A 25,941-nucleotide genomic window follows, 5' to 3' on the forward strand; every position below is an offset into this window, starting at 1 on the left:
TAGAGAGAAGAAAAATAACGGCTATTTTCTATCATATATACAAACGTTCATTAACATAAAAGGGAAGTGACGAGAACAGCATAACTATTCTCGTCCAAAATTACTCCTTGGATGAAGGGGTTTTCATGTATTATATTAACAGAGCTTTATTAATATTTAATTAAGCCATTGTTAATATATTGTAAACATCCTTCATCCTATTTTTCGGTTGCTGATTTTGGTAAAACAACTGTAAATGTTGTCCCTTCCCCAACTTCACTATCCACTGTAATCGTACCGTGATGTGCCTCAACTAAATGCTTTACAATCGATAATCCAAGGCCTGTACCACCAGTATTCCTACTTCTCGCTTTATCCACTCGATAAAAGCGTTCAAAAATACGCGGAATTTCATCTTTACTAATACCAATTCCCGTATCCGATACCTTTATATAAGCATTATATTTATCTTCTGCTAATTCTACAGAAACAACGCCTCCAGCCGGCGTATATACGATTGCGTTATTCATTAAATTAATAAAGATTTGCTTCAAACGACTTGGATCTCCAATGACCGAGACTCCTTTTAGCGCATTTACTTGTAAAGAAATTTCTTTTTCTCCTGCTTTATTATCAAGCACCATATGAATGTCTTCAAGAAGTCCCTTCATATCAACGGTCCCCATATTCAATTTAAATCCTTGTTGCTCAATCTTTGATAAATCTAATAAATCTTCAATTAACCCTTGCATGCGTTCACTTTCTTTTAAAATAATGTGCAAGAAATGTTCGCAGAATTTTTTATTATCCATAGCACCGTCCAAGAGAGTTTCTGAAAAACCTTTAATAGAAGTAATCGGTGTCTTTAGTTCATGAGAAACATTCGCTAAAAAGTCTTTTCTCATTTGTTCTAATTTCTTTAGCTCAGTAATGTCATGGAATACAAGGACAATCCCTTTCCATTCATGGTTCGTCCCGATAATTGGTGCTCCATATACTTCGAAATGCTTTCGTTCAATTCCAAGCGGCAATAACATTTGTTTACGCACTTTCACTTCTGTCATAAAGATTTCTTCCACGAGCTCTATAATTTCTGTATGATGAAACGACTCATAATATAAACGATCTAAATATTCTTCATCTGTTACGTGGAAAGTCTCCTTATACGAACGGTTTACAAGGTTTATATAACCGCGGCTATCAATTAAAATCATTCCGCTGCCCATATTTTCAATTAACGTATGCAGACGATCTTGTTGCATTTCTTGCTCAAGTGTCATCTCTTGTAAATTACGGGCTAAAATATTAATCGCTTTACTCAGCATTCCTGTTTCATCTGAATGACTTTCATAAGCGCGTGCTTTATAATTTCCCTTCGCTAATTCGATAGCCACTTTCGTAACGGATTCAATTGGTCTAATATATTGCCCTGTAATTTTCATACCTAAAAATACGACTACGAGACAAGCGATCACAAATCCGATAATTAATAATCCCCACGTTTTTTGATGAACAGCTTTCAAAGGCTCAATTGTACTTTTCACCAAAATATACCCTTGTTTCCCTGCTACATCTTGAACGAATACCGCATGGTAAAATTCATTATTCTGATCTGTTTCTTTCGTAATGACTTTATTTCTTTGTTTCGCTGTTTCAGAAGTAAGTTCTTTCATTATCCCTTGGCTAAATGCAGACTGTTCTCCGCCGCTATATTGCACTTTCTTTTTTTCATCTACAAATGCAATAGAAGCCTGGATTTTTTCTTCTAACTTTTCAAATACATATGGATTTTTTAAAACCTCATCAAAACCTTGTTCTTCTGCTAATACTGCAACATACTCTGTCTCTTTTACCATTCTCTCTTTGGCATGTTCTATATAGTAGTTTTCAAACACAGTTTCCAGCAATAAACCTAGTCCAACTAAAATAAAAACAATAAGAGAAACAAATGTAAAAAGAAGCCTGGAACGAAATTTATTCATCCCCTTTTGGCTCCTCTAATTTATATCCTAAACCACGTATCGTTTTAATGTACGTCGGTTTTTTCGTATTTTTTTCAATTTTATCGCGCAAATGGCTAATATGAACGTCAACAATTCGTGTATCACCAGCAAAATCATAGTTCCATACAGCACTTAATAATTGATCACGTGTCAACACGCGACTTTTATTTTTCGCAAGATAAACGAGTAGTTCAAATTCTTTTGGTGTTAATTCAAGCTTTCTTCCTTGGAAATAAGCCTCATAAAATTCCGGCAAAATTTTAAGTTCAGCAATTGTGATGCTCTCTTCATCTGATGTTTCTTTAACTTGTTCTTCTTGTTGCAATTTCGTGCGGCGCAAAATTGCCTTCACACGCGCAACAACTTCCCTTGGGCTAAATGGCTTCGTCATATAATCATCTGCCCCAAGTTCAAGACCTAGCACCTTATCAAATTCATCATCTTTTGCTGTTAACATTAAAATCGGCGTCATAACGCGCTGCAATCGTAATTCTTTACACACTTCCATACCATCCATTTTCGGAAGCATTAAATCTAATATAATTAAATCTGGGCGTTCTGTTGTCGCTTTTTGAAGCGCCATTTCTCCATCCATCGCTGTTATTACTTCAAACCCAGCTTGTTGTAGATTAAATTCAATTAAAGTTAAGATAAACTCCTCATCATCAACTACTAAAATACGATTGTTCATTCTTTTCCTCCAAGTTATAGACTTGAAACCTTCTTCATCCTAGTATTTTCCCCGTTATTCTCATCATACTAGAAAACAAGGTCCCTCTCAATATAATTGTCTATACATGAAGCTCATTTGTACTATCATTATTCCTAAAAACAATTACACTTGGCTTAATTAACTTATTGTTATCCATACTTTATATACTTCTATAGTTTCATTACATTCTACTTCCGTATAAAGTGAAACTTTAATCAGTGGGGGTTTTCTTCATCCCCCACTGATTATTAGCCCTCACCAATCGGACTTTTATGGGCAGTTGATCCCCCACCTAACTTCTTTGCTTTCGCTGAACTTTGAGGTGGGGGTCTTACTGCCCATTAAAGCGGGATGAATATTAAATTCTCGATTTTGCGCTAACAAAAACGCAAGAGCATACGCTACTTTATAGTCTAGCGTTTCATATCCATCAAATACTCTTCCATACATTTCATTCGCGACCCCGTCTGCCCACACTTCAGCTTCTCTTATCGTTTCAAAGATAACGTCTTCTTTTTTCCACTTCACCTTAAAAACCACACCTTTCATTGACTTCGATTACCAATAAATATATTATTAATTTAAATATATAAATAAACAACATACAGAGAGGTCTATTATGCGAATATTACTACCTATTTTAACTTTAGTAGTTACATGTTTCCTTACCTTTAACGTACCGAGCTGGGACACGATTAAAACAGGTTGTTCCGATTTCGCCGAAGGATTCACACAAGGATTCTTCAACTAAAAATAGCGCTAGCCCCCTTATAGAAAGGTATGCTAGCGCTATTCATATTTTCATGTTTTAAAAATTATCTAATGCTTTTTCCATAATAGAAACTGATTTAAAAGGCGGCGTTACTGTTAAAGAGCCCTTTACAACCGTTTCTCCTTTTTCATCATGGGCAGATACAAGCATATCAATTGTATGTTCCTCCTCGGAAACAGCCACAACTTCAAAGTGGATTTGTAACGTTTCATAATGGTGAACATGCTTCACGAACGTAAGGTCCTTCCTTGTAATATGACTACCTGGACCTGGTAAATATTTCGTAACTGCCGTTGTAATCATTCCCGTTAGCATAATGCTTGGTACAATCGGCTTTTCATACGGAGTTTGGGATGCGTAATCATGCTGAATATATAATGGATTGGCATCATTTGTTAACCCTAAGTACAATAACAAATCTTTATCCTCAATTTTTTCAGTGATAGATAATTTCTCTCCTACTGTAATTTCATCCATTCTACGACCAATTTGAACTTTTTTCTTTAACATGTTACAACCCCCTCCGATTTTTTCACCTTATTATCCTACTAAAACCGATACCTAATCCGAAATTTACTATGATGAGGGCAATGTATAGTATAAATCTATAGTTTCATTATAGGATACACCAAATGATAGCGTTTTCATATTATTTCAAAAAAACATTTGAAATAAATAGTAGAAAAAGATTCGGGGCCCCGAATCTTTTTCCGCTTATATTTAATTATTAAACAAGAACCTTCATAACATTACGTACAGATTCTACAGAGCGATCTAACGCTTCTCTTTCATCTCCAAGAAGTTCTAATTCAATAATTTTTTCAATTCCGTTACCACCTAGAATTACTGGTACCCCTAAGTAAAGGTCGCTATAACCATATTCACCTTCAAGGTACGCAATAGCCGGTAATACACGGCGTTGATCTTTTAAAATTGCTTCTGTCATTTCAACTAAAGAAGCAGCCGGTGCGTAATATGCACTACCGTTTCCTAATAAGCCTACAATCTCGCCGCCACCTTTACGGGTACGTTCTACGATTGCTTCTAAACGCTCTTTCGGAATTAACGTTTCTAACGGAATGCCACCTGCATAAGAATAACGTACAAGAGGTACCATATCGTCGCCGTGGCCACCAAGAACAAATCCTGTAATGTCTTTCACAGAAAGATTTAATTCTTGTGCAATAAATGTACGGAAACGAGCTGTATCTAATACGCCCGATTGACCGATAACACGCTCTTTCGGGAATCCTGCTTCTTTAAATACAGAATATGTCATTGCATCAACTGGATTTGTTAATACAACAATAATCGCATTTGGTGAATGTTTTGCAATGTCGCGCGTAATACTTTTCATAATTTTAGAGTTTGTTGCTACTAAGTCATCACGGCTCATACCAGGCTTACGTGCAATACCTGCTGTAATAACGACAACGTCAGAATCAGCAGTATCTGCGTAATCAGATGTTCCAATAATGTTAGCATCAAAACCTTGTACTGGGCTCGCTTCTAACATATCTAACGCTTTCCCTTTTGTTGGATTTTCCAGTTGTGGAATGTCCACTAATACAACATCTGCAAGTTCTTTTTGTGCTAATAAGAATGCTGTTGTTGCTCCTGTAAATCCTGCACCGATGACTGAAACTTTCTTGCGTTTGATTGTCATAATTTACCCCCCGCTTTAATTATGCGTTTTTGATTATCGCTACATCCATGTTTTTAATAAGTTCATTAGCGAACTCAGAACATTTTACTTCTGTTGCACCTTCCATTAAGCGTGCGAAATCATAAGTTACTACTTTTGAAGCGATTGTGTTCTCAACAGAAGCAGTTACTAATTTCGCAGCTTCGTTCCATCCTAAGTGCTCTAATAATAATACACCAGAAAGAAGAACTGAAGATGGATTTACTTTGTCTAAACCTGCATATTTTGGAGCTGTACCGTGTGTAGCTTCAAAGATAGCATGTCCAGTCACATAGTTAATGTTTGCACCAGGTGCAATACCAATTCCACCTACTTGCGCAGCAAGTGCATCAGAGATATAGTCTCCGTTTAAGTTCATTGTTGCAACAACATCGAACTCACGTGGACGAGTTAAAATTTGTTGTAAGAAGATGTCCGCAATAGAATCTTTTACGATGATTTTTCCAGCCACTTCAGCATCTGCCATCGCTTTATTCGCTGCATCTTTACCATCTTTCTCAACGATACGGTCATATTCAGCCCAAGTAAATACTTTGTCGCCGAATTCTTGTTCCGCTACTTCGTAACCCCAGTTTTTGAAAGCACCTTCTGTAAATTTCATAATGTTTCCTTTATGAACTAATGTAACAGAAGAACGTTTTTCGTTAATTGCATATTGAATTGCAGCACGAACAAGACGCTTTGTCCCTTCTTCTGAGATTGGTTTAATACCAATACCAGATGTTTCTGGGAAGCGGATTTTATTAACACCCATTGCTTCTTTTAAGAAAGCAAGAACTTTTTCTGCTTCTGGAGATCCTTGTGCATATTCAATTCCAGCATAAATGTCTTCTGTATTCTCACGGAAAATAACCATATCAGTATCTTCCGGACGTTTTACAGGTGAAGGAACACCTTCAAAATAACGTACTGGACGTAGACATACATATAAATCTAATTCTTGACGAAGTGCTACGTTTAGAGAACGAATACCACCGCCAACTGGAGTTGTAAGTGGACCTTTAATCGCGATTAAATATTCACGGATTAAATTTAAAGTTTCTTCTGGTAACCACTCGCCTGTTTGGTTGAATGCTTTTTCCCCTGCAAGCACTTCTTTCCAAACGATTTTCTTCTCACCATCATAAGCTTTTTCAACTGCTGCTTCTAGTACACGAGATGCAGCTGCCCAAATATCAGGACCAATTCCATCTCCTTCGATAAATGGAATAATCGGATTGTTTGGTACATTCATAACACCGTTAGTTACAGTAATTTTTTCACCTGTTGTCAATGTGATAACCCCCATGTTTGAAATTTCATATGTATGAAACTGAGGGAATAACCCCTCAGTTCAAACCGTTATTCAAATTAAAATATTCTAATCATTACGTCTTTCCGAAAAAATCAGACTTTTGAAAGCGTATTTTCACTATCAAAATAGTGTTTTTCGCTTATCGTTGTGCAATTGGAACATACACTTGATGTGTTGGTCCATTATAATCAGCACGCGGACGGATTAAACGGTTGTTTTCATATTGTTCTAGAATATGAGCTAACCAGCCTGACATACGGCTAATTGCAAAAATAGGTGTAAATAAGTCATGGTCAATTCCTAAACAATGGTATACAGAAGCTGAATAGAAATCAACATTTGGTGGAAGACCTTTTTCTTTTGTTACAATGTCTTCAATTTTGATAGACATATTATACCATTTGTTCTCTCCTAAAAGCACGCATAATCTCTTGGACATTTCGCGTAAATGTTTCGCACGTGGATCACCCTGCTCATATACACGGTGGCCAAAGCCCATGATTTTCACTTTATTTTGAAGAGCATTATGAATATATGATTCTACATTTTCTTCTTCGCCAATTTCAGTTAACATCTTCATTACATTTTCATTTGCCCCGCCGTGAAGAGGACCTTTTAACGCACCGATCGCTGCCGTAATACCAGAATATACATCTGACAGTGTAGCTACACAAACACGTGCAGTAAATGTAGAAGCGTTTAACTCATGATCTGCATGAAGTACAAGCGCCTTATCAAAAGCTTCAATTTCAACTTCATTTGGCTCGCGATCATTTAACATATACAAGAAGTTTGCAGCTAATGATAAATCGTTTCTAGGCTCAACAACATCTAAACCTTTACGAATTCTTGCATAAGCAGCAACTAAAGTTCCTACTTGAGCCTGCAATTTAACCGCTTTCAAATAATTGGAGTTTTCATCCATAATTTCAGCGCTCTCATCGTATAATGATAGCATGGAAATTGCAGTTCGTAAAACAGACATCGGATGTGCGATTTTTAAATCTACTTGTTTCAAATATGTTAAAATCTCACCTGGGACTTTATAGTATTCCGATACAGTCTCTTTAAATTTCGCTAGTTCTTGTTCATTAGGAAGCTTGCGATGCCATAATAAGTACACTACTTCTTCAAATGTAGCATTCTCCGCTAAATCATCAATATTATACCCAACATACGTTAATGTATCATCAATAATAGAGCTCACAGATGATGTTGTTGCTACTACCCCTTCTAAACCTCGAATAACAGTCATGACATTCTCTCCTTTTCCTGAAAATTCTCCCAACCTTGCTCCTTATATCTATTTGCTCCCCTTTTGAATTATGAACGCCCGTTCACTCTTTAGGCAAGCAAAATGCACGATCATGCAAATTTGTTGCGATGTTCCCCTCTTATGTCCATTGTTTACATGGAAAGCATGAGCGTGAATGTCTCCCCGAATCCTCACGCTCAAAACAACAAGTTAGTGAGGAAAATGAATTCCGAAGAGTTTTATGATAAAAACAACATAAAACAATATCATTATAAAATTGTTTTATGTTGTTTTTATTTTATCTGGTGTAAAGTCTCTGCTGTTATGTAACTTTTCAAAGTTTCTAATCCTATTATAAACAATTATCTGACTTTTGTGAACAGAAAGAATTCAAAAATTTTATATTACTATAAAATTCCTTATTTAAACATCTGTATAATACTCATAATTGCATAGGCAATTCCAGCCCCAATTAATGGACCTACAGCAACCCCATTAAATAAAGCAACCGCTATAATTGTACCGAAAACGAGCGCAGTTGTAATATGAGGATCCGTCGTCAATAATTGTACGCCGCCTTTCGCTAACAAAGCAACCGCTACCCCTGAAGCTAACGCAATCCATGCATAATACGATTTCGCCGCTTCTCCAAGTTGTTTAAAACCTATTTCCCCAGTCGCAATCGGTACGAGTACTGCTATTGTAATAATCGTTACACCGAGGTTAATCCCTTTCGTTTGTAGATAAGGAAAGACTTTATCTCCTAGAAACGTAAATTTCAATAAAAATAACACGCCAATGGCTACAGTAAGCGATTGGTTTTTCGCAATAAGTCCTATAATAAGTAGTATGAATAAAAATAACGTTGACTGACTAATCATGTTTGCACTTCCTTTCTGAAAATAATGAACTCATTTCCAAACAAAAATACCTTTAAACCTATCGTTATACATGCTATATCGATGTATATGCAACAATAACCACTTCATTTTTTCATATTTTAAAATGACAAATTGAAACGCTAACCATCAAAAATTTAAGCATGTATACATTTTTAAAAACGGTCGTCTCTCCTTTCTTTTCTAATAAGAAACAGGTAAAATAAAAAGAAGAGAAAATGAAGTTTTTACCATATAGTAGAAGCATCAACACCAAGCTTTTCCGGTCACTCATATACTGAAAAAGCAGGAAAAATCCATCATTCCACTATAACATAAAGTGAAACTTTAATCAGTGGGGCATTTTCCACTGATTATTAGTTGAACCAATCGGGCTTTTACGGGCAGTTTATCTCCATCTAACTCCTTTGATTCAACCGCACTTTGGGTAGGAGATTTACTTGCCCGCAAATAGCGGGGTAAAGTGAAACTTTAATCAGTGGAGCACACTCGTTATAAGTTGAACGAACTAGGATAATCCAAATTGGAATGGGAGGTATACATCTTTGAACCGAAACTTACTATATATGATATTGCGACTCATATTTGTCATTGTAGCAACGGTAGCCGGGTTCTATGCATTACTATATATGTCAGGACTTATCTACCCTTTTATTATCGCTTTCGCATTTGCTTATTTGATTAATCCTGTCGTCAATTTCCTTAATCAAAAACTACAATTTCCCCGCGCACTAGCAGTACTCGTTAGCTTAATTCTCGTATTCGGAGCTATCGTCGGACTCGTTACATATCTTGTAACAGAAGCAATATCTGCCACAACATACTTACTACAACTTGTTACAGTAAAGTTTCCAGATATCGTTGCATTCGCGCAACAATTTGCACTTAATCATATTATGCCTCTCTATGATGATTTAATTTCTAAATTTAATCATCTTGGGGAACCACAGCGCTATACGATTACACAAAACATTCAAAACTTAGGAACCGAAGCAACGACGCAAATGAAAGAACTTTTAACGGCTATTATAAGCGGGTTAACAAATTTCATTAGTGCATTACCAACAACTTTAACTGTACTTGTATTCGTTTTATTAGCCACTTTCTTCATTAGTTACGATTGGCACCGTCTTGCTCAGAAAGTAAGAAAATTTTTGCCCAATCGTGTTCATGGCTATGGAAAAACTATTTTTGTTGATTTAAGAAAAGCTTTATTTGGTTTTTTTAAAGCTCAACTTACACTCGTATCTATGACAACTGTTATTGTACTAATCGGACTGTTAATATTACGCGTACCATACGCCATTACTATCGCGATTATTACAGGGGTTGTAGATTTACTCCCGTATCTAGGAACAGGCGCCGTCTTCGTCCCTTGGGTTATATACGTATTTTTCACTGGCGACACTGCTTTCGCCATCGGTCTTCTCATCTTATACATCGTCGTGATTGTCCAAAGACAAATTATGGAGCCTAAAGTACTTTCATCTAATATCGGCCTCGATCCATTAGCAACACTAATTGCTCTATTTGTCGGCTTTAAACTCTTTGGCTTTTTAGGATTAATCATCGGTCCAGTCACCTTAGTACTACTTAATACATTGCACAAAGCTCGTGTATTCCATGATTTATGGAAATATATTAAAGGCTCACCTTCAAAATAATAGTTTCTAATTCATATACAACAAAACTTACATGTAATCAGTGGGAAATTCCCACTGATTATTCCTTGTACTTATTTTTCATACTTATTACATCCAACAAGAGAATTGCACCCAAAAAGGATCATTCTCTTGTTTTTTTGTATAAAAAACGCATATTTCGAGGTCTTTTTACATATTTATTCCGTTATTTTCATAATTATTACTTACATTTATTACTTTTTATGTAAATGAATAAATATACAAAATAGCGTAAAACGAGACTTAACCTACTAACTCCCCTGCTCTTATTTAACTTTTCCATACCAATTAATTCTTTTTATATACAAAAACAAGTTGGAGTCCACAAAAACTTTCTTGTAGCACACTCATTAAGAGCTACCAACTCCCCAAATCACATATCCAATCAAAAAACACACAACTAATAAGGATTTTGCCCACCACCGATTATGAACTTTCATGGGCAATCCGACTTCCACTTAACTCCTTCGCACCACCAAATTTTAAAACATGATACAACAAAACTTTAATTAACAGAGCTCCATCCCCCTTCCTTTTGCGGGCAAAAAAATAGTGCTTAGATCGCTATAATCTAAGCACTATTTCTGAACGATAATAGTAGAGTTCTTTCTAAACTTCCATTCCATCCATTTCATAACAAATGGCTTCAATAAAGCCCTTGTCACAGGGATAACAAAGATCAAACCTATTATATCCGTTACATATCCAGGAAGCACCAAAAGAATACCTCCTACAAAGATAAAAATACCATCGAGTACTGCCGCCCCTGGCATTTCTCCTCTATTCAACTTAGATTGAATCTCTCCAAGTACTTTAAATCCTTGCCTTTTCGCCAAATAGACACCTACAACACCCGTAAATACAATCATAGCGAACGTAGACCATAAACCTATTACATGACTCGATCCAATTAAGACTGTAATCTCAATCGCCGGTATTAAAATAAACAAGAATAGTAACCACTTCATAGTTCTACACTCCTCTCTCACACCATCACTTTAAACGCCTCACAACGCCCATACACACCATATAAAAGCCGAATACATTTCACATATCAAACCTCATAATAAATAGCTTTTAAAAGCAATTTCAGACGTCTCAAGCTAGTTATACCTCATTTTTGTGTAAAAAAAAAGAGAAGGACTCCGATCCTTCTCTCCGTATTACTTATAGCACTTCCGCATGTCCATTATAAACAATTCCGCGTGCTGCATCAACTGTTACTTCTTGGCCATTTTTTAAAGTTGCTGTTACGCCGTTTACACCAACGATAACAGGAATACCGATTGATACACCTACAACAGCCGCGTGGCTTGTTAGACCGCCTTCTTCTACAACTAGAGCAGCAGCTTTTTCGATTGCAGGAATCATATCTTTATCAGTGCTTGTTGTAACAAGGATATCACCTTTGTTTACGTTCGCTACAGCTTCAGCAGCTGTTTTCGCTACAACTACTTTACCTTTTGCAGCTTTACGACCGATTCCTTGTCCTTTCGCAACTTCTTCACCAACAACGTGGATTTTCATTAAGTTTGTTGTACCTGTTTCAGCAACTGGTACACCAGCAGTGATTACTACAGTGTCTCCAAGTCCAATTAGACCTGCATCCATACCTGTTTGAATTGCAGTATCTAACATTTCGTCAGTAGACGCTGCACGTTTTCCAGCCATAAATGCTTGTACACCCCAAACAAGTGCAAGACGACGTCCTACTTGCTCGTCAGATGTTACAGCTACGATTGGAGATTTCGGACGGTATTTAGAGATCATTTTCGCAGTATATCCACTTTCTGTTGGAGCTACGATTGCAGCTACATCAAGAGCAAGTGCTGTATGCGCAACAGATTGGCTAATTGCATCTGTAATTGTTGGAGTGAACTCTTTAATACGTTTTTTGAACATATCTTCATACTGTAATGATTTTTCAACACGTACTGCAATGTTAGCCATCATTGTTACTGCTTCTACTGGGTATTGACCAGCAGCTGTTTCACCTGAAAGCATGATTGCATCTGTACCATCGAAGATCGCATTAGCTACGTCACTTGCTTCCGCACGAGTTGGACGTGGGTTACGTTGCATAGAATCTAACATTTGTGTTGCAGTAATAACTGGCTTACCTAACACGTTACATTTTTTGATTAGACGTTTTTGTACTAATGGCACTTCTTCTGGTGGAATTTCTACACCCATATCACCACGAGCTACCATTAAACCGTCAGAAACTTCTAAGATTGAATCGATGTTATCGATACCCTCTTGGTTTTCGATTTTTGGTACGATTTGGATGTATTGAGCTTTATGTTCTTCTAATAATTCACGGATTTCTAATACGTCAGATGCTTTACGTACGAATGAAGCTGCGATGAAATCAACTTTTTGTTCGATACCGAAAACGATATCTTTTACGTCTTTTTCAGTGATACCAGGAAGCTTAATGCTTACGTTTGGTACGTTAACACCTTTTTTATTTTTTACAGTTCCGCTGTTAAGAACTTTTGTACGGATGTTTCCGTCAGCTTTTTCGATTACTTCTAGTTCGATAAGGCCGTCATCGATTAGAATACGAGAACCTGGGTCTACATCATCATAAAGACCAGCATAAGATACAGAGAACTTCTCTGCAGTACCTAATACTTGCTCAGTAGAAAGAACTACTTCTGCACCTGTTACAAGCTCAGCTTGTCCGTCTACGAAGTCGTGAGTACGGATTTCTGGACCTTTTGTATCAAGTAAGATACCAACTGTTTTACCAGTTTTCTTTGAAGCTTCACGAATGTTTTTAATACGAGCGCCGTGCTCTTCATGGCTACCATGAGAGAAGTTTAAACGAGCAACGTTCATACCCGCTTCGATTAATTGTTCTAATTTCTCAATACTTTCACTAGCAGGACCTATAGTACATACAATTTTAGTTTTACGCATATTGCACCTCCGAAAATTATGAAACCGTTCCCAAATATCCGACATTAAGCCGATTAGATGGATAATTCTTTAGATAATTGATACATATCTTTATCGATTGTATGCTTTTGAGCTAACGCTTCGATAATATCATGATCAACAAGTTTATTATCTTGAATACCTACACAACGTCCACCTCTACCAGCAATTAACAATTCAACTGCTCTTGCGCCAAGACGACTTGCTAATACACGGTCTTGTGCACTTGGTGATCCACCACGCTGTACGTGACCTAACACAGTTACACGAGTATCAAAGTTTGTTGCTTCTTCAATATGCTTACCGATGTCAATTGCACTTCCAACACCTTCAGCCACAATGATAATACTGTGTTTTTTACCACGTTCACTACCACGCTTCAGACGAGCAATAACATCTTCCATGTCATACTCTTCTTCTGGAATTAAAATTGTTTCAGCACCATCAGCTAAACCAGCCCATAATGCGATATCTCCAGCATGACGTCCCATTACTTCGATAACATATGTACGTTCATGAGATGTAGCTGTGTCACGAATTTTATCAATTGCATCAATAACAGTATTTAAAGCTGTATCGAAACCAATTGTGAAATCTGTTCCAGGAATATCATTGTCGATTGTACCTGGTACACCAACACATGGGAATCCTTGTTCAGTTAATTTTTTAGCACCTTGGTAAGAACCATCTCCACCAATAACAACAAGTCCTTCGATACCGTGCTTCTTTAATTGCTCGATACCTTTTAGTCGTACTTCTGGATCTTTAAACTCAGGACATCTTGCTGTATATAATTTTGTACCACCACGGTGGATAATATCGCCAACAGAACCAAGTTCTAATTTTTCAATATGACCAGAAATTAAACCAGCGTATCCATGGTAAATACCATATACTTCAATATCATGGAAAATCGCTTTACGAACAACTGCACGAATGGCAGCATTCATACCAGGTGAATCTCCACCACTTGTTAATACACCAATACGTTTCATTTGTACTCACCTCATAAAGATTATTTGCCTTATAATAAAATAACACGAAAAAATATAAAAACACAATGGAGAAGATGTGTCTTTTCATAATAAAAACGTGCATTCGCGAAGAGGAACGCACGCTTTTATTATTTTATCCCAATGGAAGCGTTTGAAAACGAAACTTGCCCAATTTTCATATATTTTTCATAACGTTTTTCGATTAATTCATCTTTCGAAATTCCGCTTAATTGTTCAAATGTTTTCTTAAGCATTAAATCTATATTTTCTGATTGTTTTAAAATATTACGATGCGCTCCGCCTTTCGCCTCTGGAATGATTTCGTCAATTACACCTAATTCTTTCAAATCTAATGCTGTAATTTTCATCGCTTCTGCAGCTTCTTTTGCTTTACCAGCGTCTTTCCAAAGAATTGCCGCCGCACCCTCTGGTGTAATAACAGAATACGTAGAATTTTCCAGCATATGAATGTAATCTCCTACTCCAAGTCCTAACGCACCACCACTACCACCTTCACCGATAACAATACAAATAACAGGTACAGTTAAACCCGCCATTTCAAATAAATTACGGGCGATTGCTTCACTTTGTCCACGTTCTTCAGCTGCTTTACCAGGATAAGCTCCCTTCGTATCAATGAAACAAATAATAGGACGATTAAACTTTTCCGCTTGTTTCATTAGACGCAGTGCTTTTCGATATCCTTCTGGATGAGGCATCCCAAAATTACGACGAATATTTTCTTTCGTATCTTTTCCGCGTTGGTGCCCAATTACAGTTACTGGCATCCCCTTATATTTCGCAATGCCGCCGACAATCGCTGCATCGTCGCCAAATAGGCGATCTCCATGACATTCAAAAAAATTAGTAAATAAGTGCTCAATATAATCGAGCGTTGTCGGTCGTTCTGCATGACGAGCAATTTGAACACGGTCCCATACTTTCATATTGCCGTATATATCTTCCTCTAATTTTTCTAACTTGTCTTCCAAAATACGAATCTCCTCACTGAAGTCCATCTGGCTGTTTTTCGTATAGTCTTTCAGTTCACGAATCTTATTTCTTAGCTCAACAACTGGTTTCTCAAATTCTAGCTCTGCCATACAGCCATTTCCCCTCCTTGATGAACTTCTAAAATCTTACGGAGCGATTCTCTCATATCATCACGATGCACCACCGCATCTAATTGACCGTGCTCTAATAAAAATTCTGCCGTTTGGAAGTCTTCCGGTAGTTTCTCACGCACTGTTTGTTCAATTACACGTCTACCAGCAAATCCGATAAGTGCACCTGGCTCTGCAAGATTGTAATCACCAAGTGAAGCGAAACTCGCTGAAACCCCGCCCGTCGTTGGGTGAGTCATAACAGAAATAAATAACCCTCCTGCATTACTATGCTTTTTCAAAGCTACGCTTGTTTTTGCCATTTGCATTAAACTTAATATCCCTTCTTGCATACGGGCACCACCCGACGCAGTAAAGATAATAAATGGAACTTGTAAGTCGTATGCTTTTTCAACTGCACGGGCGATTTTCTCTCCTACAACAGAGCCCATGCTGCCCATTCGAAAACGAGAATCCATTACTGCAACAACAACAAGCATGTCATCAATTGTTCCTTCACCAGTTACAACCGCTTCGTTCAATTCAGTCTTCTTACGATCGCTCTCGAGTTTCTCTTCATACCCCGGAAACTCGAGTGGATTTAATGAAACCATTTCTTTGTCATACTCACGGAATGACCCTTCGTCCAATATACTATCAAGACGTTCCCATGCATTCATAGGATGATGATATCCACAATTCACACATACTTTTAAATTTTTTAGAACCTCTTTCGTATACATGATTTTTTTACATTTCGGACATTTTGTCATAACGCCATCCGGCACATCTTTTCGTACTTGTTCTGAAGGTATTGCAGCGTACTTTTTCTTTTTCACGAATAAATCTCTTAGCACAATTTGACCCCCTTCGTTGAGAGCTAAGGTTAGCGCAAGAAGAAAATTGGGCTAACACCAAAGTTTGATGTTAGCCTTATCTTCTCAATCTGTCTAATAACCTCACTCTTTACGTTTAACTTTAACCGCTACGCGATAGAATGTTTGTCATAACGTGTCATGGTCATTTCGACAAATTTTATACATTACGAGTGAAACTGTATATTCTCTACTAATTCATCGTAAATTTTTAGTGCATCACTTTCTTGTTTTTCTTCCAAAGTAGCATAAAGCTTTCTATACATATCGATAGAATCTCCTGAAACTTTACAAGAAAGAGTTGATACGTAATCATTTACGATCATCCAAATGCGATAAAGTAAATAATTATCGACTTGTTCAATAAGTGTTTTAAAGAACGTTTGATGAAGCATTGGAATTGAGTTTTCATTTTCTTCAAGTACTTTGTTTAATTTACTTAGCACTTTAGAAAATGTTTCTTTCGGTAAATTACATCCAATTCGAATCATATCTTTCTCAAGCAATCGTTTTGTTTGTAATAAATCACGAATTGTTTTCTCATCTTGCAGCAAGAACGGCGCAATCAATTGTACAAGACCGTTATCGTAAAAGTTTCGAATAAACGTCCCTTCACCACGTCTCGTTTCAATCAATCCTACCAGTTCTAAAGCACGCAATGCCTCTCTTACAGAGGAACGCCCTACGTTTAAACGTGAACTTAACTCACGCTCAGACGGCAAACGATCCCCCGCCACCAATCCATCTTCTTCCATAATGGAACGGATTTTTTTTACAATTTCGAGATATACTTTTGTATTTGATGATGTCAATGGAAATTCCTCGCTTATTCTTTACCAATCAGCGCTAATTGTTTTGTTTTCTCAGCAATCTCATTTGGATCTACTTGACGGCGAGCTACTCCTGTCTCCATTGCAGCTTTCGCAACATAAGCTGCCACTTGAGGCGCTACACGCGCGTCAAACGGTGCAGGAATGATATAGTCTGCATTCAACTCATCTTCTGCTACAAGCTCAGCAATAGCCTGTACAGCTGCCATCTTCATTTCTTCGTTAATTTGTGTCGCATGTACGTCAAGTGCACCGCGGAAAATACCAGGGAACGCTAGTACATTATTTACTTGGTTTGCGAAGTCAGAACGACCCGTTCCAACAACAGCTGCGCCCGCTGCTTTTGCCAATTCTGGCATAATTTCTGGAACTGGATTCGCCATTGCAAAAATAATTGCATCGTCATTCATTGTACGAACCATCTCTTCTGTTAATGCACCTTCTGCAGATACACCAATGAATACGTCCGCACCTTGTACAACATCAGCTAAAGAACCTTCGATACGATTCTTATTTGTATATTTTGCAACTTCATCCTTCACAGGATTCATACCTGTAGGACGCCCCTCATAGATCGCACCTTTACGGTCACACATAATAATGTCGCGTACACCATAGCGATATAAAAGTTTAATAATTGCAATACCTGCTGCACCTGCACCATTTGCGACAACTTTAATGTCAGACATTTTCTTTCCAACTAATTTTAGCGCGTTCACAAGACCTGCTACTGTTACGATAGCTGTTCCGTGTTGATCATCATGGAAGATAGGAATATTTGTTTCTTTTTTCAAACGCTCTTCAATAATGAAGCAGTTTGGTGCTGCGATATCCTCTAAGTTAACGCCGCCAAAAGTTGGCTCCATTAATTTTACAGTTTCAACAATTTTATCCACATCGTTTGTATTTAAGGCAATCGGGAATGCATCTACACCAGCAAAGCTCTTGAATAATACAGCTTTACCTTCCATTACTGGAAGAGATGCTTCAGGTCCAATGTTACCAAGACCAAGTACAGCCGTTCCATCAGTCACAACTGCTACCATATTTCCCTTCATCGTATATTCATATACCTTACTTTTATCGTCATAAATTTCTTTACAAGGCTCTGCAACCCCTGGAGAATATGCAAGACTTAAATCTTTTGCATTTTCTACTTTTACTTTTGATACAGTTTCTAATTTTCCTTGATGCACTTTATGCATGTGAAGTGCTTCTTCACGAAGTGTTGACAAACTATCCACTCTCCTCAAATTATTCTAGCTGATATCAATTTCTCCAAGTGGTCTGACCACGAACACTACTACTATAATAATCGAAGTGTAGGGAAATTGTCCATTATATTTTCACAACCACATTTTCTTCCCCGACAATTTCACGAAGTGCTCCTAAACATTCTTCACTTGGATGAATCGATAAACTTCGTGATAATTGTACCATTTTATGTTCCTTTTCATAATAAATTAGTACTTTCGCAAAACCCGAATAGTCAAACAATATTTTAGTAACCTGATTTAACAACTTTTTCTCATACTGAGACGGCAATTTCACGTAAACAGATGCGTCTTTCTTTTCTTCATACACATCCATTTCTTCTAACGGATATAGCCCATTTACAATCCATTGCAACTTATGATTTCTAAGCTCAATCATGCCGTCAACTAATACAATTGCGCCTTCTTGTAACTTATCTGAGAAATGTATATACGTTTCTGGGAAAAGAACTGCTTCCATTTCATCATTTTGATCACAAAATGTAATAAACGCCATCTTTTGAAACTTTTTCGTACGAATTACTCTCACGCTTGTTATATACACGATCGCTCTTTGTACTTTTTTCTTATGCCGCATCGCCTGAGCAAGAGATGGAATTTCTAATTCTTTCGCTAGCTTTACATACTGTGCTGTCGGATAGCTTGATAAATAAAAGCCTAATGCTTCCTTTTCTTTATTTAACTGTTCAATAAAAGGGAGCTCTTCTCCTTGTACGTATTTTGATTTCGGAACAGCATCTCCTAAATCACGTGCAAGATTTGCGTACTCTAACGCTCCTTTAAGACTTTTCCATAAATTCGTTCTCGAAACACCAAAATCATCAAAACATCCAGACCAGACGAACGCCTCTAAATTTCGCTCTGTTACAAACTTTGATGGCATGCGAAGACAAAATTCAAATAAATCTTCAAACATTTTTTTCTCTCGTTCTTCGAGTAATGCTGTCACTGTAGCCATTCCGATGTTTCGAATGGAAAGTAAGCTGTAACGTATCGCATTGCCTTCTATTTGGAAATTGTAACCACTTCTCTGAAGAGACGGCGGCAAAACGTGAAAACCTTTCCGTTTCGTTTCTCTTATATACTGCACAATCTTATCTTCATTTCCAATTGCACTTGATAATAATGCTGTCATAAATTCCAGCGTATAATTCGCTTTTAAGTAAGCAAGCTGATATCCAATCATACTGTAGGCTACCGCGTGACTTCGGTTAAAACCGTAATTCGCAAATCTTACAATTAAGTCGTAAATTTTCTCCGCGGATGTCTCGTCATAACCATTTTGTAAACAACCTTGCACAAAATGCTTACGTTCCTGATCTAAAATATCACGATTTTTTTTACTCACTGCACGGCGTAATAAATCTGCTTCTCCGAGCGAGAATCCCGCTAATTTCGACGCAATTTGCATAATTTGTTCTTGGTATACAATTACACCGTACGTTCTTTCTAAAATCGGCTTTAAGTCCGGATGTAAATATTCAATTTTTCTTTTTCCATGCTTTGATTCAATAAAGGTCGGAATTTGTTCCATTGGTCCTGGTCTATATAACGAGTTAACAGCGACAATATCTTCAAATTCATTCGGTTTTAACCCGCGAAGTACATTTCGCATACCACCTGATTCAAGCTGAAATACACCTGTTGTATCCCCTCTACCTAACAATTGGAACGTCTTTTCATCTTGAAGTGGTAAATTTCTTATATCAATTTGTGTCCCCGTTTTTTTCACGATAAACTTTATAATATTTTCAAGTAACGTTAAATTACGTAATCCTAAAAAGTCCATCTTTAACAAACCAAGTTCTTCTAATGCATCAGCTGGATATTGCGTTACATACACATCGTTATGCCCTTCTTGAATTGCAACACTTCCTGTTAACGGTTCTTGGCTCATAATAACGCCAGCTGCATGAATAGACGTATGACGTGGTAAGCCTTCTACACGTTTTGCAATTTCAAACACACGCTCATGTAACAGATTCCCTTGTATGAACTCACGGAGTGATTGCGATTCCTCATATGCATCTTTTAACGTTATACCAAGCTTTGATGGGATAAGTTTTGAGAATATGTCAATATCTCGCGGCGGAAGTCCCATTACACGCGCAATATCTCTAATTGCCGCTTTTGCTGCAAGCGTCCCAAACGTTACGATTTGTGCAACACGAAGCTGACCATATTTATCTTTCACATATCGAATCATCTCATCACGTCTTATATCCGGAAAATCGATATCAATATCTGGAAGTGTCACACGTTCGGGGTTTAAAAATCTTTCAAATAATAGATCATATTCAATCGGATCAATATCTGTAATTTCTAATACATAAGAAACAAGTGAGCCAGCTGCCGATCCACGTCCTGGTCCTGTTAAAATATGATTTTCATGCGCATACTTCATAAAATCCCATACGATGAGGAAATAATCACTAAACCCCATACTAGAAATAACGTTTAATTCATGATTTAAACGCTCGATATGTACTTCTTTCGGCGTACCATAACGTTTCTGCAACCCCTCTTCACAAACGCGGCGTAAATACATATCATTCGTCTCGTTAGCTGGAACAGGAAATTTCGGTAATTGATTTACATGAAACGGTATTTCTACTCTGCAACGTTCTGCAATTTCTACTGTATTGTAAATCGCCTCTTCTACGTGAGAAAATAGTGCTTCCATTTCATCTGATGATTTTAAATAATATTGATCTGTTTTCAACCTCGGTCTATCTGGATCCGTCATTTTCGATCCACTTTCAACAGATAATAAGCACTCATGAACAAGTGCGTCACTTTGATTGATGTAGCGTACATCGTTTGTTGCAACGACCGGAACATTTATCCTACTCATAAATGCAGGTAATTTCTCTTGCAAAAGCAGTTCATCTTGAATCGCATGATGCTGCAAACTCATATAAAAATTGCTGAACATACTTTGGTACATGCGAGCTACTTCTTCAGCTTCACTCTCTTTGTCTTCTAATAATAATTGTTCGATTTCCCCATCTTTACCTGGTGAAATAGCAATTAATCCTTTCGCATAATGGGCAAGCCACTTTTTCGGAATACCTTCTTTTGACTTCGTCATAATGCTACTAGAAATCTTTAATAAATTTTGATAGCCTATTTCATTTTCAGCAAGTAAAACAAGCGGATAAGATTTCTCATCCTCTTCACTAAAAATAGAAGCTGTTAAGCCGATAATAGGCTGTATACCATGTTTCTTACATGCTTTATAAAACGGAATAACACCATACATAACATTTTCATCCGTAATAGCCAGTGATGAAAAACCAAGTTCTTTCGCCCTGACTACAAGCTCATCAATTTTACAAGCACTTTTTAACAAACTAAAAACGGTTTGACATTGTAAATGCACAAACTTCACTGTTGTACCCTCTCTTTACCAATTTGACTACTTTTATTATAGGTGATGAGGAAAGCGGAAATCAAAACATACTTCTTATACTTTGTCCATATATATGAAGAAGAAAGGGGAATGACGATGGATGTAAGAGAACACACTTTTTTCTCTCTGCTTATTATTAGTTATTTTATTGCCTTTGGGGTTATACTCGGTGGTTCATTAATTGGCGGCTTTGGTGCATTTCTTATCGGAAAACCAACTCTAACCTACATTAATCAATTCGCCCAAAATTTAAGGATTTGGGCACTCGTTGCAGCAATTGGCGGAACATTTGATACTTTTTATAGCTTTGAAAGAAGTTTCTTTGGCGGAGATATGAAAGATATCGTAAAACAAATTCTCCTTATTTTTTTCGCAACGGGTGGTATGCAAACAGGTCTTACTATTATTAAATGGCTGACGCAGGAACATGTATGAGAGTACCAAGTGCCAATACAGCAAAAAAATGGTATTTAGTTTTAGCTGGTGCTGCTGTTGGAGGCGTGTTGAGCTGGTTTATTTTTTTGTACATATACGGTGTTTTTCAAGAAGAACAAGCTAGTAAAATAGCAGAACAACGAGAAATTATAGAAAAACAAGAAGCAAAGCTCCACGTCCTTCTCGAAGATCAAGAAAAATTGAATACAGAAAATAAACGACTCTTAACTATTCAAGAGATTAAAATAAAAATAATTAATCGAGAAAAATACGATTTAGACAATCTTACACTCGAAAACATGACCACTTCTATTCATAATGACCTCCAGCACCTTTTAACGAAAAACATACAAAGTATCGCAAAAAATAAAGACCTGCTCAAAAAAGCAATCGAAAATAAAACGTATAAACATTACGATCGTCTATACCGCTTTAAAGTCAATACAATATCTTTTGATACCGTGCTTGAAATTAGCATTACTATAGAGAAAGAAAAATAAAGAAGGAGGGCTTTAGCGCCGCTCCTTCTTTTTGTCCTACTATATAATCTCTTATCTACACAGCTCACGTAAATCAGCAAAAAGACGATCCGCTTCTTCCCAAGAAGATGCTTTTGCACCAGAAGCCATCGGATGCCCTCCGCCATTATATTGCATTGCTAATTTATTTATCACTGGTCCTTTTGAACGAAGACGAACACGAATCACATCGTCTTCCTCTAAAAATAGAACCCACGACTTTAATCCATCAATATTACCAAGTGCTCCAACAACGCCAGATGCCTCAGAAGGAAGTACATCAAACTTTTCTAATACTTCTTTCGTTAATTTAATGTAAGCTGCCCCTTCTTCTACCATCGTAAAGTTTTGTAAAATGTAGCCGTTCAAACGAGCAATCTTTTCTTTCGTCTTATACATTTCATTGTATAAATCTGTGAATTTCACATCCATATCAACAAGCTCACTTACATAACGAAGTGTTTTCGCTGTTGTATTCGGGAATAAGAAACGACCTGTATCCCCAACAATACCCGCTAAAATAAGACGAGCTGCTTCTTTTGTTATCTGTAATCCTTTATCTTTTCCATAACTGTAAAACTCATAAATCATTTCACTTGTAGAACTTGCTGTCGTATCTACCCACGTAATATCTCCATACGGATCTTCATTCGGATGATGGTCAATTTTAATTAACATCTTCCCTTTTGCGTAGCGTTGATCGTCAACACGTTCTTGGTTCGCAGTATCACATACGATAACAAGTGCATTTTCATATACACTATCTTCAACATCATCCATTACTCGTAAATATTCTAGTGACGGTTCATTGTACCCAACCGTATAAATATTTTTCTCTGGAAACGATTCTTGTAGAATGGTACCAAGACCGCCCTGTGAACCTAACGCATCTGGATCTGGACGTACATGACGATGAATAATAATTGTATCAAACTCTTTAATTGCTGCTAAAATTTGTTCATGCATATGTATAATCTCCTTTTTACTCAACTTCTTCACTTTATCTTCCATTATAACGGAAAGTATTTCATACATGCGAACAATTGCTTTATAATAAAAGTTAGAAAGTTTAGATATTTCTTTTTTCTCCACTATTATTTTTTACAAAGCGATGGGAGTGTGCATTATGCCAGTATTAGTCTTCTGTATTATCGTCTCATTTATGTTGTACCTCTTCTACAAAACAAAATACTTTCGTACAAACCGCCCAATGGAGAAAGGTTGGCTCTCAGGAAAATCCGCAATGGCACTCGGTTCATTCGTCTTATTCTTCGGGATAAATCAATTCTTTTTAGAACTTTCAACAGCTCGTATTATCGTTGGTGTTTTATTTGTTCTATTTGGTAGTGCAAGTGTATTTAATGGATTTCGCCAATACAAACATTTCTTACCATTAGCCGTTGAAGAAGCCGAATCTATCTGAAGCAACGTAAAAAAAGCATCAATATTGTGATGCTTTTTTACGTCCTCTAACTTTCAAAATCATATATGCAACAAACGCAGACGGTATATTAAAGAGATTCCCTTGTACGTGGAAATGTAATTGTTCTTCCTCAAAAGACATTTTTTCATACAGCTCTCGCTGAGATAATCCTGTTCGTTTCTTTTTTTCATGTAAACCTTGTAAGTATAAATATTGAAACGGTATCATCACAAGAAAGTAAAATAGCGCGATTCCACCAAAGAAGAGCACTTCTGATGACATATTGCATACCACCTTCCCGAAATCCATTTTCTTACAATGTAATTATAACATAATATATAACCTAATTAAATCACTATTCTGTCTTCTTTATATAACCGTCTCTCCACATAACTCTTTTTCAGCATACTGGACATATCGTCGGATAAAAGCACCGGGGTCTTTTCTAATAGGCTCGATATCAAGCCTTAACGGAATCTTTCCCGCCATAAAAAAAATTCTTGAGACAATCCCAAGTCGAATGACTGGTTCCGAAATATTTTCCCCATATCCCATCATGAAATTCCCCCATACATCTTCTAACTGTCCCGAAGCAATTAAATGTAATCTGGGAACACCGATATCAAACTCTTTATATCCAAATCCACATTCATCAAAATCAAGTAAATACCAATCCTCTTTGTCTACAAGAACATTACCAAAATGCATATCCCCATGAACAAATTGTTTTTCTCCTAGTTGAGTTGAATTTGTGAGTTCTTGTATTCTTTCTGCAATTTTCATGCATTTATGCTTATCCGCATGCGATAGAAATGAAGCATTTAGTAATCGCTGTAAAGGCTCGTGGATTATCTTTTGCTTACTATATATAGGCCTTTCGTAACCTCTCCAAGTTTGCGGTACTCTTTTGAGCACTTCATTTGTTTTTTCATGAAACATTCGCATTAGTGATCCAAGTTTTTCATAGTCCCTATCCCTTGGTTCTAAAATTTCACTTCCGTTTATAAACCTAAAGACAATAAAACACTGGATACTTCCCTCATCTTTCATAACAGATGTGACCCAATCACCATTTTTATTTGCAACTACTTCTGGTACTAACATTTGTTTTTGCATCGCTATTAACCAATGTATTTCAGCCTCTATTTGCCCGGATGTATAACGTCCTTCTCTATACTGCCTAACTACAAATTTATTTTTGTCCGATTCGAATAGATATGTTTGATTTTCTCCCCCATGCAACAATGAAACTTTCGTAAGATTATTTAAATTATATTGCTTACATAACTGCTCTGTAATGTAAAAATCCATTCTTCTCCCCCTAGTTCATATAGTGAAGCATCGTTTCCCTATTTAATTACACGATTGTTATCTCTTAACGATTAGTAACGTAATCGACTAACAATCAATTTTCTATCCACATTGATACATATCCTTCTATTTTTTCACTTCTCTACCCGAACTCTTACATAGCTTAAGTATTAACTTCAAAACCCAATAAAACAAAATAAAGTTTTAAAAAAACCTAATGGATTAAACCAGCATTCCCATCCACCATAATAAACAAACGTTTCAGCTGGTATACCAAAGTAAAGAAAGTCCGGCTCATTTTCTCCTGATATAGGAATAAAGGCGCCCACACTAGCAAGAGTTAAACTTACAAAATACAGCCTCTTTTTAATAGCATTCATTCTTCTATGCGTTAACACATGCATAATGATGAAACATACGACCACTAAAAAGAAAATGATTCCGTCCATTCGCTTCCTCCTTATCGCTATTCCATTTCCACATCTTCAAATTTTTTAGTCTTTTATTATAAATATGAAATG

Annotated in this window: 24 protein-coding genes and 1 pseudogene; 5 read left to right on the forward strand and 20 right to left on the reverse strand. The window is 36.8% G+C overall.

The window, feature by feature from the left end; translation table 11 throughout:
- Positions 1 to 197 precede the first annotated feature (197 nt).
- From phoR to PDL00_RS13770, 3 genes are all read right to left on the reverse strand, one after another.
- On the reverse strand, positions 198 to 1,961 hold the full coding sequence (phoR, locus tag PDL00_RS13760; protein ID WP_242250867.1) for a sensory box histidine kinase PhoR: 1,764 nt from the start codon (positions 1,959 to 1,961) through the stop codon (positions 198 to 200).
- Positions 1,954 to 2,673: a two-component system response regulator PhoP gene (gene phoP, locus PDL00_RS13765; RefSeq protein ID WP_242250868.1), complete on the reverse strand. Its 720-nt coding sequence runs from the start codon at positions 2,671 to 2,673 to the stop codon at positions 1,954 to 1,956. Before phoP ends, phoR begins: the two co-directional genes overlap by 8 nt.
- Before the next feature lie 291 nt (positions 2,674 to 2,964).
- On the reverse strand, positions 2,965 to 3,222 hold the full coding sequence (locus PDL00_RS13770) for a hypothetical protein (protein WP_242250869.1): 258 nt from the start codon (positions 3,220 to 3,222) through the stop codon (positions 2,965 to 2,967).
- Positions 3,223 to 3,313: 91 nt separating this feature from the next.
- Between PDL00_RS13770 and PDL00_RS13775 the strand changes: the two genes are divergently transcribed.
- Entirely contained in the window at positions 3,314 to 3,445 is a 132-nt protein-coding gene (locus PDL00_RS13775; RefSeq protein ID WP_076540620.1) for a hypothetical protein, read from the forward strand.
- Positions 3,446 to 3,502: 57 nt separating this feature from the next.
- On the opposite strand, the gene PDL00_RS13780 is transcribed toward PDL00_RS13775, so the two are convergent.
- From PDL00_RS13780 to PDL00_RS13800, 5 genes are all read right to left on the reverse strand, one after another.
- Positions 3,503 to 3,976, reverse strand: coding sequence for a MaoC family dehydratase (locus tag PDL00_RS13780; protein ID WP_000914190.1), 474 nt, complete (start codon positions 3,974 to 3,976; stop codon positions 3,503 to 3,505).
- Positions 3,977 to 4,193: 217 nt separating this feature from the next.
- On the reverse strand, positions 4,194 to 5,132 hold the full coding sequence (mdh, locus tag PDL00_RS13785; RefSeq protein WP_270729578.1) for a malate dehydrogenase: 939 nt from the start codon (positions 5,130 to 5,132) through the stop codon (positions 4,194 to 4,196).
- Between the two features lie 19 nt (positions 5,133 to 5,151).
- Positions 5,152 to 6,444, reverse strand: a complete 1,293-nt coding sequence (gene icd / locus PDL00_RS13790) for an NADP-dependent isocitrate dehydrogenase (protein WP_000206899.1) — start codon at positions 6,442 to 6,444, stop codon at positions 5,152 to 5,154.
- 160 nt (positions 6,445 to 6,604) lie between these two features.
- Positions 6,605 to 7,753: a citrate synthase gene (gene citZ / locus PDL00_RS13795; protein ID WP_002073260.1), complete on the reverse strand. Its 1,149-nt coding sequence runs from the start codon at positions 7,751 to 7,753 to the stop codon at positions 6,605 to 6,607.
- A 386-nt stretch (positions 7,754 to 8,139) separates the two neighbouring features.
- Positions 8,140 to 8,601: a DUF441 domain-containing protein gene (locus PDL00_RS13800; protein WP_270729582.1), complete on the reverse strand. Its 462-nt coding sequence runs from the start codon at positions 8,599 to 8,601 to the stop codon at positions 8,140 to 8,142.
- A 563-nt stretch (positions 8,602 to 9,164) separates the two neighbouring features.
- Here PDL00_RS13800 and ytvI point away from each other — a divergent pair.
- Positions 9,165 to 10,283 (forward strand): sporulation integral membrane protein YtvI, encoded by a 1,119-nt coding sequence (gene ytvI, locus PDL00_RS13805; protein WP_242250870.1) that lies wholly within the window; start codon positions 9,165 to 9,167, stop codon positions 10,281 to 10,283.
- A gap of 596 nt (positions 10,284 to 10,879) precedes the next feature.
- Here the strand turns inward: ytvI and PDL00_RS13810 are convergent.
- From PDL00_RS13810 to dnaE, 8 genes are all read right to left on the reverse strand, one after another.
- On the reverse strand, positions 10,880 to 11,269 hold the full coding sequence (locus PDL00_RS13810) for an FxsA family protein (RefSeq protein ID WP_097818355.1): 390 nt from the start codon (positions 11,267 to 11,269) through the stop codon (positions 10,880 to 10,882).
- A gap of 199 nt (positions 11,270 to 11,468) precedes the next feature.
- Positions 11,469 to 13,226 carry a pyruvate kinase gene (gene pyk, locus PDL00_RS13815; protein ID WP_061677039.1) on the reverse strand — a complete coding sequence of 586 codons (1,758 nt, stop codon included), beginning with the start codon at positions 13,224 to 13,226 and terminating at the stop codon, positions 11,469 to 11,471.
- A 53-nt stretch (positions 13,227 to 13,279) separates the two neighbouring features.
- Positions 13,280 to 14,239, reverse strand: coding sequence for a 6-phosphofructokinase (gene pfkA, locus PDL00_RS13820; protein ID WP_000821162.1), 960 nt, complete (start codon positions 14,237 to 14,239; stop codon positions 13,280 to 13,282).
- Between the two features lie 128 nt (positions 14,240 to 14,367).
- A complete protein-coding gene (accA, locus tag PDL00_RS13825) occupies positions 14,368 to 15,342 on the reverse strand; it encodes an acetyl-CoA carboxylase carboxyl transferase subunit alpha (RefSeq protein WP_000818786.1) in 975 nt (324 codons plus the stop codon).
- Positions 15,330 to 16,199 (reverse strand): acetyl-CoA carboxylase, carboxyltransferase subunit beta, encoded by an 870-nt coding sequence (gene accD / locus PDL00_RS13830; protein WP_000942872.1) that lies wholly within the window; start codon positions 16,197 to 16,199, stop codon positions 15,330 to 15,332. The genes accA and accD overlap by 13 nt, the downstream gene beginning before the upstream one ends.
- A gap of 185 nt (positions 16,200 to 16,384) precedes the next feature.
- Entirely contained in the window at positions 16,385 to 17,029 is a 645-nt protein-coding gene (locus tag PDL00_RS13835) for a FadR/GntR family transcriptional regulator (protein ID WP_242250871.1), read from the reverse strand.
- A gap of 14 nt (positions 17,030 to 17,043) precedes the next feature.
- A complete protein-coding gene (locus tag PDL00_RS13840) occupies positions 17,044 to 18,252 on the reverse strand; it encodes an NAD(P)-dependent malic enzyme (protein WP_168216092.1) in 1,209 nt (402 codons plus the stop codon).
- A gap of 133 nt (positions 18,253 to 18,385) precedes the next feature.
- Positions 18,386 to 21,712 (reverse strand): DNA polymerase III subunit alpha, encoded by a 3,327-nt coding sequence (gene dnaE / locus PDL00_RS13845; RefSeq protein WP_270729590.1) that lies wholly within the window; start codon positions 21,710 to 21,712, stop codon positions 18,386 to 18,388.
- Between the two features lie 42 nt (positions 21,713 to 21,754).
- On the opposite strand from dnaE, the gene PDL00_RS13850 reads away from it, so the two are divergent.
- On the forward strand, positions 21,755 to 22,168 hold the full coding sequence (locus PDL00_RS13850; protein WP_073516695.1) for a YtrH family sporulation protein: 414 nt from the start codon (positions 21,755 to 21,757) through the stop codon (positions 22,166 to 22,168).
- Positions 22,165 to 22,668, forward strand: coding sequence for a sporulation membrane protein YtrI (ytrI, locus tag PDL00_RS13855; RefSeq protein ID WP_270729592.1), 504 nt, complete (start codon positions 22,165 to 22,167; stop codon positions 22,666 to 22,668). Before PDL00_RS13850 ends, ytrI begins: the two co-directional genes overlap by 4 nt.
- Before the next feature lie 51 nt (positions 22,669 to 22,719).
- Here ytrI and PDL00_RS13860 read toward each other — a convergent pair whose 3' ends face one another.
- Positions 22,720 to 23,652 carry a DHH family phosphoesterase gene (locus PDL00_RS13860; RefSeq protein ID WP_242250873.1) on the reverse strand — a complete coding sequence of 311 codons (933 nt, stop codon included), beginning with the start codon at positions 23,650 to 23,652 and terminating at the stop codon, positions 22,720 to 22,722.
- Between the two features lie 160 nt (positions 23,653 to 23,812).
- On the opposite strand from PDL00_RS13860, the gene PDL00_RS13865 reads away from it, so the two are divergent.
- Complete coding sequence (locus tag PDL00_RS13865; protein WP_098706814.1) at positions 23,813 to 24,109, forward strand: YtpI family protein; 297 nt, start codon at positions 23,813 to 23,815, stop codon at positions 24,107 to 24,109.
- A gap of 18 nt (positions 24,110 to 24,127) precedes the next feature.
- Here PDL00_RS13865 and PDL00_RS13870 read toward each other — a convergent pair whose 3' ends face one another.
- The 3 genes and pseudogenes from PDL00_RS13870 to PDL00_RS13880 all read right to left on the reverse strand — a co-directional run bounded on the left by PDL00_RS13870 (position 24,128) and on the right by PDL00_RS13880 (position 25,869).
- Entirely contained in the window at positions 24,128 to 24,391 is a 264-nt protein-coding gene (locus tag PDL00_RS13870; RefSeq protein ID WP_073516697.1) for a DUF3949 domain-containing protein, read from the reverse strand.
- Positions 24,392 to 24,478: 87 nt separating this feature from the next.
- The gene (locus PDL00_RS13875) at positions 24,479 to 25,420 is read right to left on the reverse strand and encodes a phosphotransferase enzyme family protein (RefSeq protein ID WP_270729597.1); all 942 of its coding nucleotides are present in this window, start codon (positions 25,418 to 25,420) and stop codon (positions 24,479 to 24,481) included.
- A gap of 126 nt (positions 25,421 to 25,546) precedes the next feature.
- Positions 25,547 to 25,869, reverse strand: a pseudogene (locus tag PDL00_RS13880) (hypothetical protein).
- Positions 25,870 to 25,941 lie beyond the last annotated feature (72 nt).

This window comes from Bacillus cereus group sp. TH152-1LC (genome assembly GCF_027710505.1).
GTDB classification, from domain to species: Bacteria; Bacillota; Bacilli; order Bacillales; family Bacillaceae_G; genus Bacillus_A; species Bacillus_A mobilis.

Excerpts from the sequence above, each read along its gene's own strand:
- phoR (WP_242250867.1), bottom strand. The coding sequence starts at position 1,961 with ATGAATAAATTTCGTTCCAGGCTTCTTTTTACATTTGTTTCTCTTATT.
- phoP (WP_242250868.1), bottom strand. The coding sequence starts at position 2,673 with ATGAACAATCGTATTTTAGTAGTTGATGATGAGGAGTTTATCTTAACT.
- PDL00_RS13775 (WP_076540620.1), top strand. The coding sequence starts at position 3,314 with ATGCGAATATTACTACCTATTTTAACTTTAGTAGTTACATGTTTCCTT.
- PDL00_RS13780 (WP_000914190.1), bottom strand. The coding sequence starts at position 3,976 with ATGTTAAAGAAAAAAGTTCAAATTGGTCGTAGAATGGATGAAATTACA.
- mdh (WP_270729578.1), bottom strand. The coding sequence starts at position 5,132 with ATGACAATCAAACGCAAGAAAGTTTCAGTCATCGGTGCAGGATTTACA.
- PDL00_RS13800 (WP_270729582.1), bottom strand. The coding sequence starts at position 8,601 with ATGATTAGTCAGTCAACGTTATTTTTATTCATACTACTTATTATAGGA.
- PDL00_RS13810 (WP_097818355.1), bottom strand. The coding sequence starts at position 11,269 with ATGAAGTGGTTACTATTCTTGTTTATTTTAATACCGGCGATTGAGATT.
- pyk (WP_061677039.1), bottom strand. The coding sequence starts at position 13,226 with ATGCGTAAAACTAAAATTGTATGTACTATAGGTCCTGCTAGTGAAAGT.
- pfkA (WP_000821162.1), bottom strand. The coding sequence starts at position 14,239 with ATGAAACGTATTGGTGTATTAACAAGTGGTGGAGATTCACCTGGTATG.
- accA (WP_000818786.1), bottom strand. The coding sequence starts at position 15,342 with ATGGCAGAGCTAGAATTTGAGAAACCAGTTGTTGAGCTAAGAAATAAG.
- PDL00_RS13840 (WP_168216092.1), bottom strand. The coding sequence starts at position 18,252 with ATGCATAAAGTGCATCAAGGAAAATTAGAAACTGTATCAAAAGTAAAA.
- ytrI (WP_270729592.1), top strand. The coding sequence starts at position 22,165 with ATGAGAGTACCAAGTGCCAATACAGCAAAAAAATGGTATTTAGTTTTA.
- PDL00_RS13860 (WP_242250873.1), bottom strand. The coding sequence starts at position 23,652 with ATGCATGAACAAATTTTAGCAGCAATTAAAGAGTTTGATACAATTATT.
- PDL00_RS13865 (WP_098706814.1), top strand. The coding sequence starts at position 23,813 with ATGCCAGTATTAGTCTTCTGTATTATCGTCTCATTTATGTTGTACCTC.
- PDL00_RS13870 (WP_073516697.1), bottom strand. The coding sequence starts at position 24,391 with ATGTCATCAGAAGTGCTCTTCTTTGGTGGAATCGCGCTATTTTACTTT.
- PDL00_RS13875 (WP_270729597.1), bottom strand. The coding sequence starts at position 25,420 with ATGGATTTTTACATTACAGAGCAGTTATGTAAGCAATATAATTTAAAT.